Origin of the sequence: Micromonospora sp. NPDC048898 (genome assembly GCF_043198035.1) — a bacterium.
Lineage (GTDB): Bacteria > Actinomycetota > Actinomycetes > Mycobacteriales > Micromonosporaceae > Micromonospora.
In genome coordinates, this window is record NZ_JBICUF010000006.1 from 391788 (window position 1) to 404345 (window position 12558).

Annotated in this window: 8 protein-coding genes; 5 read left to right on the forward strand and 3 right to left on the reverse strand. The window is 71.2% G+C overall.

From position 1 onward, the window contains the following. Nucleotides 1–57: 57 nt before the first annotated feature. Nucleotides 58–873, forward strand: a complete 816-nt coding sequence (locus ACGFIQ_RS19635; RefSeq protein ID WP_393245411.1) for a hypothetical protein — start codon at nucleotides 58–60, stop codon at nucleotides 871–873. 23 nt (nucleotides 874–896) lie between these two features. Here the strand turns inward: ACGFIQ_RS19635 and ACGFIQ_RS19640 are convergent, their stop codons facing one another. After that, nucleotides 897–3197: an LLM class flavin-dependent oxidoreductase gene (locus ACGFIQ_RS19640; RefSeq protein ID WP_393245413.1), complete on the reverse strand. Its 2301-nt coding sequence runs from the start codon at nucleotides 3195–3197 to the stop codon at nucleotides 897–899. A gap of 108 nt (nucleotides 3198–3305) precedes the next feature. Next, complete coding sequence (locus ACGFIQ_RS19645) at nucleotides 3306–3773, reverse strand: SAM-dependent methyltransferase (RefSeq protein WP_393245415.1); 468 nt, start codon at nucleotides 3771–3773, stop codon at nucleotides 3306–3308. A gap of 65 nt (nucleotides 3774–3838) precedes the next feature. Between ACGFIQ_RS19645 and ACGFIQ_RS19650 the strand changes: the two genes are divergently transcribed. From ACGFIQ_RS19650 to ACGFIQ_RS19665, 4 genes are all read left to right on the forward strand, one after another. Then, on the forward strand, nucleotides 3839–6634 hold the full coding sequence (locus ACGFIQ_RS19650) for a BTAD domain-containing putative transcriptional regulator (RefSeq protein WP_393245417.1): 2796 nt from the start codon (nucleotides 3839–3841) through the stop codon (nucleotides 6632–6634). Between the two features lie 57 nt (nucleotides 6635–6691). After that, nucleotides 6692–8260, forward strand: coding sequence for an alpha/beta hydrolase (locus ACGFIQ_RS19655; RefSeq protein WP_393245419.1), 1569 nt, complete (start codon nucleotides 6692–6694; stop codon nucleotides 8258–8260). A 179-nt stretch (nucleotides 8261–8439) separates the two neighbouring features. Beyond that, nucleotides 8440–8739: a hypothetical protein gene (locus ACGFIQ_RS19660; RefSeq protein WP_393245421.1), complete on the forward strand. Its 300-nt coding sequence runs from the start codon at nucleotides 8440–8442 to the stop codon at nucleotides 8737–8739. Nucleotides 8740–8863: 124 nt separating this feature from the next. Continuing rightward, nucleotides 8864–10582 carry a cellulose binding domain-containing protein gene (locus ACGFIQ_RS19665; protein WP_393245423.1) on the forward strand — a complete coding sequence of 573 codons (1719 nt, stop codon included), beginning with the start codon at nucleotides 8864–8866 and terminating at the stop codon, nucleotides 10580–10582. A gap of 79 nt (nucleotides 10583–10661) precedes the next feature. Here the strand turns inward: ACGFIQ_RS19665 and ACGFIQ_RS19670 are convergent, their stop codons facing one another. Then, complete coding sequence (locus ACGFIQ_RS19670; protein WP_393245425.1) at nucleotides 10662–12389, reverse strand: IlvD/Edd family dehydratase; 1728 nt, start codon at nucleotides 12387–12389, stop codon at nucleotides 10662–10664. Between the last annotated feature and the right edge of the window lie 169 nt (nucleotides 12390–12558).

A 12558-nucleotide genomic window follows, 5' to 3' on the forward strand; every position in this document is an offset into this window, starting at 1 on the left:
AAATTCCGTGCCATGTTCTCGCGGTGTCTCACCCGGCTCTGCGTAGCCGGGCTCGGAGTGGTCCTGCTGGCCGGTTGCGGACGTGACGAGCGGCCTGCGCGCGGTGCCGACCCGGCTGCCTCGGCCAGCGATCCGGCCACCTCACCAGCCGCCGCACCGACAACACCGGTCCCGCCTCCTCCCACGGTGACGCCCGCACCGCGGGCCACCACTCCTGGGCGGTCAACCACGCCGACCCGGCGGCCGACAACGCCGCGCACGTCAGCCACCACGCAACAGGCGAAGCGGACTCCAGCCACCGAGCAACAGTTGCAAAAGATCATTGTACGAGCGACGGACGTGCCTTCTGACTGGGTCGCCACGGAGTCGTTCAACACGCTGAACAACCCGGATGCCAACTTCGCAATGGCGGAGTGTATGGGAGTACGCGACACCACCCCGAATATGGTCGCCGGCGTGGAGTCACAGCCTTACTCTGGCGGGCCGGCGTCCGTCCAGTCCGTGGCGGCGAGCTACCGATCAGAAGCTGATCTCGACGTCGATTACGGCATGTTGACCAACCCGAGGCTGCAGCCCTGCATGGAGCGCATCACACGGCTGATCTACGAGCAGCTCGACTGGACCGTGGACTCCATGTCCACCAAGGTCACCCTCGCGCCGACCCGAAGCGCACCCAACGTCGTCGGTGTCGTGGACAACAAGCTCGTCGGCACGATCGCCGGCCAGGACCTGGTCCAGTACGACCGCACCGCGTTCATCCGGGGGCCGCTCATCGAGGTCCAGGTGGTGATGGCCAGCATCGACGAGCCGATTCCGGAAGCTCTCTGGAACAAGATCCTTACCAAGGTCGCCGCTCGCGCCGCCGGCCACTGACCGCACGCACGCCGCCCGGCCCGTCAGGAGTCGGCGACCGGCTCGTCCCCGGTGACGCCTGCCGGCGGGATCGGGAAGTTTCGGTTGAAGACGTTGTCCGGGTCGTAGGTGGCCTTGATAGCGCGCAGCCGGCCGAGGGTGGGCTCGGGCCAGGCGTCCAGCAGGCGGTCCGGATCGGTGTCGGTCTCGAAGCTGAGGTACAGGCCGTCGAGGTGCGGATACAGCTCGGTCCACAGCTTGTCGAGGTGGGGCCTGCGGTCCGGCACGGTGGCGGCGATCACGGAGAAGTTCTGCGTCCGGTGCGGGTAGGCGGTCGCGTCGCCGGCGACGTCGTTGACCGCCGCGCCGACCGATCGGACCTGCATGATCATCACATCGCCGGAGTCCATCATGGTCGCCATGTGGTCCGCCACCTCGGGTGTGATGTGGTGCAGCAGCCCGCTGCGGGTGTCGTTGAGCCCCTGACCCCGGTGCCGGTTGCCGGGCGGCGCGACGATCGCGGGATAGGGCACGAGCTGCGCCTGCTGGTCGAGGATCGGTCCGATCTCCAGGAACGGGCTCAGGGCCGACCGCGCCGCCTCGACGTCGTCCCCGGCGAAGACGAGGGTGACCTGGGCCGTCGCCGGGTCGCCCCGACGACCGGGGAAGAGGGACAGGAAGCTGGTCAGGTCCCGTGGCGCCTCCTCGACGAGTTGGCCCCAGCGGCGCAGCAGGTGGGCGGTGTCGGTCGCGTCCGCGACGAGTTGGGCGTAGACGACGTTGTCGACCTCGTACGCCTCCATCTCGATGGCGGTGACGACGCCGAAGTTGCCGCCGGCGCCGCGTACGGCCCAGAACAGGTCGGGGTGGTGCTGGTCGTCGACGCGGAGCAGGCGGCCGTCCGCGGTCACGATCTCGGCGGCGACGATGTGGTCGATGGTCAGGCCGTGTTTGCGCGCCAGGTATCCGATGCCGGCGGTGGTGGCGAGGCCGCCGACGCCCACGTCACCGTAGTCGCCCGAGCTCATCGCCAGGCCGTACGGGGCGAGCGTCTGGGCCACGTGCCCCCAGCGGGCGCCCGGCTCCAGCCGGATCCGGCGGGTCGCCCGGTCGAGCACCTCGACCTTGTTCATCATCGACATGTCGATGATGACTCCCCCGTCGTTCGTCGACCGACCGCTGATGCCGTGCCCACCGCTGCGCACGGACAGCGGCACGTTCTGCGTCCGCGCGTACGACACGGCGTCGATCACCTCGGCGACGGCCTGCGGTCGGATGACCAGGGCCGGTGAGCCGGGCCAGCTGTAGCTGTGACGGACGCCGTCGTACTCCGGGTCGCCCGGCTCGACGGCCCGGGCGGCCAACGATTCCGGTAGCGCGTCGTAGTCGACGCCCGGGTGACGCTCGGCCAGGGCGGCGACGCCGCGGACCCGTCCGGTGTCGGGTCCGCCCGCCGCGCGCTCCTTGGCGACCGCCTCGCGCAGGGCGGGGGCGATCTCCTGACCGAGAGTCTGGATGAGGCGCGGGTCGTCGCGGCCGATCAGGAAGGTGCTGAACCCCTCCTCGAGGACCATCGGGAGGAGCTGTTCGACCCACTGCTCGGCAGGCCCCTGCAGGAAGCCACGGCTGCGCGACGAGACGTCGACGGTGAACAGGTTGAGCAACCGCCGGATCTCCCGAGGGTCGCGTCCCGCCGCGACGGCCGCCTCGTCGATGAGCCGGTTGGCGGTCACCCGGTCCGGCGAGCGCAGGTACTCCAGTGTCGGCAGCCAGCCGTTCGCCTTCTGGCCGGTCAACGCCAGCATCTTCGGCTGGTACGCGCCGAGCCAGATGTCGATCTCGTGTGCCGGCTCGGGGCCGCGCTGCGTGCCGGGGGTCGGGTAGTACCTACCGTCCTGCCGCAGCGGCCCGGCCGCGGTGACATCCCAGACACCGCGCAGGATGTCGATCGCCTCGCGGAGCGCCTCCACGCCCTGCCCCGGCGTCAGCCGGCGGGCGCCCATGCCCTCGATCCCGTCCCAGAACGCGCCGGCGCCGAGGCCCAGCTCGAAGCGGCCGTGGGACAGCCGGTCCAGGCTCGCCGCCGCCCTCGCCAGCACGGCCGGCGGACGCAGCGGAAGGCTGAGGACGTTTCCCGAGATCCGCAGCCGTTGCGTGCGGGCCGCGACCCAGCTCAGCAGGGTCCAGGTGTCGAGGAACTCGGCGTTGTAGGGGTGGTCCTGGAAGGAGGTGAGATCCAGCCCCGCCGCTTCGGTCAGCTCGGCGAGCGCCACCACCTGGTCCGGGTTCTGCGCCTTGGGCGTCAGAAAGGTCCCAAACAGGATTTCGTGCCCGTAGTCAGGCATCTCTTCGCCATCTCCGTGGTCGTGTGTCCAGAATACGATCTGTTTTTCAGACCGTATTCTGGACAACACACTTTCCCCACGGGCTCATTCCGCGACCGTGCGGGCGTCCTACCGCTTGCGGCCCACCCCGCCGAAGGCGTCGATGTCGGCAGGCGTGTCGACCGCGTCGTCAGGTCGCCACTGCGGGCACGGCACGACGCCGGGCTCCACCAACTCCAGGCCGTCGAAGAACCCGGCGATCTGATCCGGCGAGCGAAGCGTGTACGGAACCGCACCACTGTCGTTGTGGTCGTCCTGCGCCTGCTGCATCTCGGCGCTGATCAGGCTCGTGCCGTCGTCGAGGGAGAGGTGGCTGCCGCTGGGCAGCGACGCCAGCAACTGCCGCGTGATCGAGCGGGCCGCCTCGTAGTCGGGCACGTGGCCCAGCACACCGCTGAGGATGAGGCCGATCGGCTGCTGGAAGTCGAGCGTCCTGCCGGCCTCGGCGATGACCGCGGCCGGGTCGTGCAGATCGCCGTCGATATAGGCGATCCTGCCCTCGGCCGTGCCGACCAGCAACGCACGGGCGTGGGCCAACACAGTGGACCGCCGCCAGGCCGTACGGTGGGGTGATGGGCCAGCGTGACGGGGGGAGGCCGGCGATGCGGTACCACCTGCTCGGGCCGGTCGAGGTGTGGTCTCCCGCGGAGGAACGGCTGGCCCTCGGCACGCCGATGCAGGTGCGCCTGCTGGCCGTCCTGCTGTCGCAGCCGGGCAGCGCGTGGTCCATCGACCAGCTCGTCGACGAGCTGTGGCAGGGCCGCCCACCGAAGACGGCAGCCGGCAACGTGAAGACCTACGTCTGGGCGCTCCGCCGGGCGCTGCGGTCCCCGGGGGCACCCGACCCCGCCATCCTCGCGGGGGCCACCGGCTATCGGCTCGTCATCGATGGGCAGACGGTGGACACCGTCGCCTTCGACGACCTGGCCCAGCAGGGATATCAGGCGTTGCGGCAGGACCGCGCCCCGGATGCCCTGCGGGCGTTCGAGGGGGCGTTGGCGCTGTGGCGGGGCGAGCCGTTCGCGGGCCTGCCCGCCGCGGGGGTGTTGCTCTCCGTCCGGGCCCGACTCCAGGAGCAGCGGTCGACTCTGCTGGAGGAGGTCGCGGACCTCCAGCTGCGCGCCGGCCGGCACCACGAGCTGATCGAGCCCCTCCGGGCGCGGATCGACGGGGATCCGCTGCGCGAGCGCCCCTGGGGGCAGCTCATGGTGGCCCTGGCCCGGGCCGGTCGGCGGGCGGACGCGCTGGCGACGTACCGGCGGTTACGCCGGGTCCTGTCCGAGGAGGTGGGCGTCGAGCCCGGTGCCGAGCTGCAACGGCTGCACACCGGCATCCTGCGGGCCGACCGGGAGGTGTCGACACCCGGGGCGCGACCGCCGCGACGACCCACGCCCCGGATCGTGCCCCGGCAGTTGCCGGCCCCGCCGACGCTGTTCACCGGCCGGACCCGCGAGCTGGCCCGGCTCACGACGCTGCTGCTCGACGACACCGACCCGGCCGGCACCGTCGTCGTCACCGGCACCGGAGGCGTCGGAAAGACGTGGCTGGCGTTGCGCTGGGCACACGACAGCCTGCGCCACTATCCGGACGGGCAACTCCACGTCGACCTGGGCGGTTTCGGCACGGCCACCCAGGAGGCCGCACCGTCCGCCGTCGTCGTACGCTCGCTGCTGCCCGCCCTGGGCGTCAAGCCCCTGGAGATACCCGCCGAGCCGGCGGCCCAGTTCGCCCTGTACCGGAGTCTGACCGCCGACCGACGGCTGCTCGTGCTGCTCGACAACGCGCGCGACGCCGAACAGGTGCGACCGCTGCTTCCCGGGTCCAGTCGGTGTGGCGTGATCGTGACGAGCCGCCACACGTTGCCCGGCCTGGTCGCCGCCGAAGGCGCCCACACCGTCGCACTCGACCTGCCCAGCACCCCCGAGGCACGCCAGTTGCTCGTCCGGCGACTGGGTGCACGGCGGGCCGCCACCCAGCCGGCCGCGGTGGACGAGCTGATCACCCGTACCGCGCGGTTGCCCCTCGCACTGTCCATCGTGGCCGCGCGGGCCGCCGCCCGGCCCACGTTCCCGCTCCAGGCCATCGCCGATGATCTGGCCGTGAGCAGGGGTGGGCTCGCCGCCCTGGCCACCGACGACGCCGCCACCGACCTGCGGACGGTCCTCTCCTGGTCGTACCGTCTGCTCAGCCCGGACGCGGCCCGGCTGTTCCGGCAGATCAGCCTGCACCCCACGGCGGACATCAGCGCGGCGGCGGCGGCCAGCCTCGCCGGGGCACCGCCGCACCTGATCCGACCGGCACTCGACGAGCTGACCCGGGCGAACCTGCTGGCGGAGCAGTCCCCCAACCGCTTCCGCTGTCACGACCTGCTCCGGGCCTACGGGGAGGAGCTGACGGAGGCGCACGACTCCGCGGCCGACCGTGGCGCGGCGCGCAGGCGCGTGTTCGACCACTACCTGCGGGCGGCGCTCGCCGCGGCGAGGCTTGTCGACGCCGGCCACCAGCCGGCCGATCCGCTGCCCGCCGACTGGTCGACACCGACGTTCGCCGATCACCGGGCCGCACTGGCCTGGTTCAGCAACGAGCAGGGGGCGCTGCTGGCCGCCGTCGACGACGCGGCCACCCACCGCTTCGAGGCGCACGCCGGGCAGCTCGCCCAGGCCCTCACCCCGCTGCTCAGCCGGATGTCGCGGTGGCACGACCTGAGCGCCGTACAGTCGGTCGCGGTCGCGGTCGCCCGACGCCGGGGCGAGCCGCGGGCCGAGGCGGTGGCACACCGGGACCTCGCGCTGGCACACCTCCAGCTGCGCCGGTACGATGCGGCCCGCCGTCACCTGCGCAGCGCGATGGCACGGTACGACCGGCTCGGTGACCGGCCGGGGCAGGCGAGCACCCACCTGCATCTCGCCTGGGTGTACGACACCGAGGGCAACCCGCGGGCAGCGCTGTCGCACGCCGAGAAGGCGCTGGCGTTGTCCAGCGGCAGTGACGACCGACGCGGCGTGGCCGCCGCGCTGAACGCGATCGGGTGGGGTCACGCCCGGCTGGACGAGCACGTGCGTGCCATCGCCTACTGCGAGCAGGCACTGGCAATCCATGAGGAGGTCGAGGACCGGGTGGGCTCGGCCCACACGTGGGACAGCCTCGGCTTCGCCCATCAGGGTCTCGGTGCGCACCCGACGGCGGCGGCCTGCTACCGGCGCGCTCTCGCGCTGTACTCCGGCGCTCAGGACCAGTGCGGGCGGGCCGAGACACTCGTCCGGCTCGGCGACACCCATCGGGCGGCGGGCGACCACGACACGTCGACGGATCTCTGGCGACAGGCGTTGGAGATCTTCGACCGGGTCGGTCATCCGCAGGCCGGGGAGCTGTCCGAGCGGTTGGCGACCTCGCGCTGAGCCTGCCCGCGGACCGGCATGGATCCGGCGTGGACCGGGCGTCGGCAGGCTGGGCGAATGCTGACCACGAAGAGAACCACTCTCTGGCGTCGCGGCGGGGTCGACCGCCGGCGCCCACCACGTGTTCGTCGCCTTCCGGCCGTCGTCGCGGTCCTCGTCGCCCTGTCGCTCAACGCCCCACCGGCGTTCGCGGACCCCACGCCGGCGTCGTCCGGCGGCACCGGCTCGGTCGCCGGGAGCGGCACCGGCGGGTGGAACGGCCGCATCGACTGGCGGGCGTGCCCGGAACGGCCCGACGATCCGGGTACGCGGTGCGGCACCCTGCGGCTCCCGGTCGACTGGGCCCGACCGGGTGGGGAGACCTTCGAGCTGGCCCTGGCCCGGCGCACCGCCACCGACCCGGCCGCCCGCATCGGTGTGCTGGTCTTCAACCCCGGCGGTCCCGGTCTGTCCGGGGTGGACGTGGCGCTGACCGCCGAGACCCAGCTCGGGCCGGACGTGCTGCGCCGCTTCGACCTCGTCGGCTTCGATCCCCGGGGCACGGTCCGTAGTGCGCCGGTGCGCTGCTCGTCGGCGTTGCTGGGCCGGCACCCCTCCCTGACGCCCGCCAACGCGGCGGAGTTCGAGCGACTCCGCGCCTACAACCGGCAGTTGCGCGACGACTGCCGCGCGCAGAGTGGCCCACTGTTCGACCACCTCGACAGCGTGAGCGTCGCGCGGGACACGGACGCCATCCGGGCGGCACTCGGTGAACGGCAGCTCAGCTTCTACCAGTGGTCCTACGGCACCCTCGTCGGGCAGGCCTACGCCGAGTTGTTCCCCGACCGGGTCCGGGCCCTGGCCATGGACAGCGTGATGGACCACAGCCAGGGGGTCAGGGGGTACGTCCGCAGCGGCGCTGCCAGCAACGAGGCCCTGTTCCACGAGTTCGTGAGCTGGTGCGAGCGGACCCCCAGCTGCGCACTGCACGGACGCGACGTGCCGGCGCTGTACGACCGACTGATGCGCCGCGCCGACGCCGGCACGCTTGTCGACACGGGCACCGGCCGGACGCTCAGCTGGTTCGAGCTCGGGTTCGCGACATTCGTCAACTTCTTCGACGCGACCTGGCCCGACCTCGCGACCATGCTTCTCGCGTTGGAGCGCGGCGAGGATTACCCGCTCGCGTCCCCGATGGTGCCGGTCGACGGCAACGAGGGCCTGACCGAGTACGCCCTGCCGGCGTTCTGCCAGGACTGGTCGCTGCCGGTCGACGGGTTCGCCGAGTGGAACCAGTACCTCGAACTGGCCCGCGCCGCGGCACCGCGCCTGCGGGCCTCTCCGGTGGTCGTCCGCTTCACCGCGATCTGCCTGGGCTGGACGGCGAACAACCCGCAACATCAGCTGCGGGTGCGGACGAACACCCCGCTGCTGCTGCTCAACGGCCGCTACGACCCGGCCACCCCGTACGACGGGGCGCAGCGGGTGGCGCGCCAACTCGGCACGAATGGTCGCCTGCTCACCTACGAGGGGTCGGGCCACGCCAGCTACCCCCGCACCGAGTGCACCCGCAGCCTCGTCGAGCGGTACCTGATCAGCAGGGTCATCCCGCCGGTCGGTGCGAGCTGCCCGGCCGCCCCGGCCTGACGCGGCGGTGCCGTCCGGGCACGTGCCGGACACCCGGGTCGGTGCGGAGGCCGCAGCCTCGGTGCCGACCCGGCGCCGCGCCGCGTCCGGAGCGAGGAGAGCAGATCCCTCCCGCGAGGGAGCATCCTTCCCCTGTCAGCGGGGTTCGTCCGCGCCGAAGCGGCGTAAAGATCGGATGCATGGCGACACCTGTCGCCCGCAGGACGGGCCACCGCCAGACGTACGTTGTGCTCGGCTGGGCCGCGGCATACGGGGGCGTGCGTCTGGCGTGGACCGTCGGCGAGGCTCCGGCCCTCCGGCGGTTCGGGCCGGACCTGCTGGGCTTCACCGCCTGGTGGTCGGTGGCGTTGTGCCTGGCCGTGGCCGTGGTGGCGGTGGCGCTGGACCGGACGACGACGTGGCGGCCCGATGGCGCGTGGGGCCTGCGGACGATGACGGCCGGCGGGCCGGGACGTTACGGCATTGACATACATCATTAGACGAATTAACTTCCTGGCAACGAGGCGATTGGGAGCGCTCCCAGTCGCCGAGCCACCCATGTGCTCGACGAACGGTCGGGCCCTTGGACGCGTCGACCGCCACCACCATGTCAGGAGAGGTCGCATGAGAAGACGAAGAGGGACAAACACGGCGCTGGTGTCGGCCAGCGCCGTCCTGTTGGCATCGGCCGGGGTCGCCCTGGCGATGCCGGCCGGGGCGGCAGCCGCTGGCTGCTCGGTGGATTACAGCGTGTCGTCGCAGTGGCAGGGTGGCTTCGGCGCCAACGTCGCCATCACCAATCTCGGGGATCCGGTCAGCAGTTGGACGCTTGGCTGGTCCTACGGCGCCGGGCAGACCGTCACCCAGGCGTGGAACACCACGCTGACGCAGAGCGGCGCCGCGGTCACCGCAAAGAACGTCAGTTACAACGGGGCCATCGCCACCAACGCCACAGTCTCGTTCGGCTTCAACGGCTCGTGGACCGGCAGCAACCCCGCTCCGACAAGCTTCACGCTCAACGGGGTGGTCTGCACCGGTGACCCCGTGCCGACCACGCCACCACCGACCAGCCCACCGCCCACCACCCCGCCGCCGACGACTCCGCCGCCGAACGGGCCGGCGGACATCACGGTGAACAGCGCCACCAGGTACCAGACCGTGGACGGGTTCGGGGCCGCGCAGTCGATCTGGGGCAGCGCCTGGTCGACGACGGACACGCAGACGCTCGTCGGGATGGGCGCCAACCAGTTGGGGCTGTCCATCGTGCGGACCGGCCTGTCGCCGGAGTCCAGTGAGTGGGCGACGCACGTCGACTCGTTGAAGACGGCGGAGGCGTCCGGGTCGAACGTGAAGATCCTCGCCTCGCCGTGGACCGCCCCGGCGGCGTGGAAGACGAACAACAGCCGGGTCAACGGCGGCAAGCTGAAGACCGACTACTACGACGACTACGCCAACCATCTCAACAGCTACGTGCAGTACATGCGTGGCCAGGGTGTGAACGTCGACGTCACCTCGGTGCAGAACGAGCCGGACTGGCACCCGAACTACGACTCGATGGACTGGAGCGGCACCGAGCTGCGCAATTTCGTCCGCGACCAGGGCACGAAGGTGCAGAACACCAAGCTGATGGTCGCCGAGGCGGTGAACCTCAACTACAACTTCACCGACCCGACCCTGAACGACACCACCGCCCGCAACAACATCGGCTACATCGGCGGGCACCTGTACGGCACCGAGGAGTCCGGCCGGCTCAAGCCGTACCCGTTGGCCGCGCAGCACAACAAGCCGGTGTGGATGACCGAGTGGAACCTGCACGAGGCCGACGGTGGCGGTTCCAACATCTGGGGCAACCCCGCCAACGTGACGGTCTGGAACGAGACCCTCGACGACATCATGCGCACCGTGCACCGGTCGATGGAGGCCAACTGGAGCGCCTACATCTGGTGGTACGGCAAGCGCTACTACTCGTTCATCGGTGACGGTGAGGCCGCGTTCGGCACCGTCGCGGGCGCTCCGCTCAAGCGCGGGTACGCCTTCTCGCAGTACGCGAAGTACGTCCGCCCCGGCTACCAGCGGGTCGGCCTGACGAAGAGCTCCAAGGCGTCACCGCTGGAGGTGACCGCCTACCAGGGCGACGGCAAGATCACCCTGGTGATCCTCAACCGGTCGAACAGCGCGGTCAACAACGCCGTGATCCAGGCACCGCAGAACGTCACCAAGGCCGAGCACTTCCTGACCTCGCAGAACGCCAACGCGGCAAGCCAGCCGACGAGCGTCAACGGCGGTCAGGCCACCATCAACGTCGGCGCGCGCAGCATCTCCACGCTCGTCTTCACCCTCTGAACACCACCGCTCGACGCTGAAAAGCGGCCCGACGTCACGGGAGCCCCGGCAACCCGCCGGGGCTCCCGTTTCGCGACGGTCAGTGTGAGTGGCGGGGCACGGCGCTGCCGCTGCCGCCGACCAGGAAGTCCAGGTCGGCGCCCTGGTCGGCCTGCAGGACGTGCTCGCTGTACAGCTTTGCCCAGCCCCGGTCGGCGCTCGGCGGTGCCGGTTGCCAGGCGGCACGGCGCTGCGCCAGCTCCGTGTCGTCGACCAGGAGGTCCAGGCGCCGCGTCGCGACGTCGACCCGGACCAGGTCGCCGGTGCGCACCAGCGCCAGCGGGCCACCCACGGCCGCCTCCGGGGCCACGTGCAGGACGCAGGTGCCGTACCCGGTGCCGCTCATCCGGGCGTCGGAGATCCGCACCATGTCCGTGATGCCGGCGGCGAGCAGCCGACGCGGCATGGGCACGTTGCCCACCTCCGGGAAGCCGGGATAGCCGCGTGGGCCCGCGTTTCGGACCACGATCACCGTGTCGGGGGTGACCTCCAGGGCCGGATCGTCGGCGGCGACGACGTAGTCCTCGATCCGGTCGAAGACGAGCGCCGGCCCGGTGTGCGCGAGAAGGTGCGCGGAGGCGGCGGACACCTTCAGCACGGCCCCGTCCGGCGCGAGTGACCCGCGCAGCACCACGGTGCCCGAGCCGGCGGGCTGGAACGGCTCGGCCATCGTGCCGATGACCTGCCGGTTCCAGCACTGGACGCCGCTGATGTTGTCGGCCACGCTCTTCCCGCTGACGGTGACGTGCTCCAGGTGCAGCAGCGAGGCGATCTCGTTCATCACCGCCGGCACGCCGCCCGCGTAGGCGAAGTCCTCCATCAGGTACGCCCCGGACGGCATCAGGTTGACGAGCATGGGCACGTCGGCGGTGAGGATGTCGAAGTCCTCCAGGGTCAGCGGGACGCCGAGGCGGCCGGCGATCGCCAGCAGGTGGACGACGGCGTTCGTGGAACCGCCGATCGCGGCGTTGACCCGGATGGCGTTCTCGAACGCCTCCCGGGTCAGCACCGTGGACAGCCGCTGGTCCTGCGCGACCATGGCGACGATCCGGCGGCCGGCGGCCTGCGCGAGCGCGTACCGGCGCGAGTCGACAGCCGGCACGGCGGCCGCTCCCGGCAGTTGCACGCCCAACGCCTCGGTCACGCAGGCCATCGTGGAGGCGGTGCCCATGGTCATGCAGTGCCCCCGGCTGCGGGACATGCCGACCTCCGCCTCCGCGCAGTCGGCCGCGGTCATCCGACCGGCGCGCTGTTCCTCGGTGAAGCGCCAGACGACGGTGCCCGACCCGATGTCCTGGCCCCGGAACTTGCCGTTCAGCATCGGACCGCCGGTGATCATCAGGGTGGGCAGGTCGACGCTCGCCGCGCCCATCAGCAGGCCGGGGGTGGTCTTGTCACAGCCGGAGAGCAGCACCACCCCGTCGAGGGGGTTGGCGCGGACCGACTCCTCCAACTCCATGGCCAGCAGATTGCGGTAGAGCATGGTCGTGGGCCGCATCAGGGGCTCACCCAGGCTCATGGCGGGAAACTCCAACGGCAGGCCGCCGCTCTCCCACACGCCGCGCTTCACCGACTCGGCCAGATCGCGCAGATGGGCGTTGCAGGGTGTCAGCTCCGACCAGGTGGTGGCGATGCCGATCACCGGGCGACCGTCGAAGACGTCGTCCGCGAAACCCTGGTTGCGCATCCAGGACCGATGGATGAACCCGTTGCGGCCCTCCGCACCGAACCACTGCCCGCTGCGCAGCGGACGATCCGTCGTCGACATCAGCACACCTCTCTGTCATGCGTGCGGCCGCGGGGGTGCGCGGCGGTCACGGGGTGGCACCTACCGGAGCTGCTCCTAGGGCCTGTGTCAAAGCCCTCGGTCGAGCCGAGGCGGAGTCCAGGCGGCGATCCGGCAAGGCGGAGATTGGTCCGGATACCGGTGTTGTATC

Excerpts from the sequence above, each read along its gene's own strand:
- ACGFIQ_RS19640 (WP_393245413.1), bottom strand. The coding sequence starts at position 3,197 with ATGCCTGACTACGGGCACGAAATCCTGTTTGGGACCTTTCTGACGCCC.
- ACGFIQ_RS19650 (WP_393245417.1), top strand. The coding sequence starts at position 3,839 with ATGCGGTACCACCTGCTCGGGCCGGTCGAGGTGTGGTCTCCCGCGGAG.
- ACGFIQ_RS19655 (WP_393245419.1), top strand. The coding sequence starts at position 6,692 with ATGCTGACCACGAAGAGAACCACTCTCTGGCGTCGCGGCGGGGTCGAC.
- ACGFIQ_RS19660 (WP_393245421.1), top strand. The coding sequence starts at position 8,440 with ATGGCGACACCTGTCGCCCGCAGGACGGGCCACCGCCAGACGTACGTT.
- ACGFIQ_RS19665 (WP_393245423.1), top strand. The coding sequence starts at position 8,864 with ATGAGAAGACGAAGAGGGACAAACACGGCGCTGGTGTCGGCCAGCGCC.
- ACGFIQ_RS19670 (WP_393245425.1), bottom strand. The coding sequence starts at position 12,389 with ATGTCGACGACGGATCGTCCGCTGCGCAGCGGGCAGTGGTTCGGTGCG.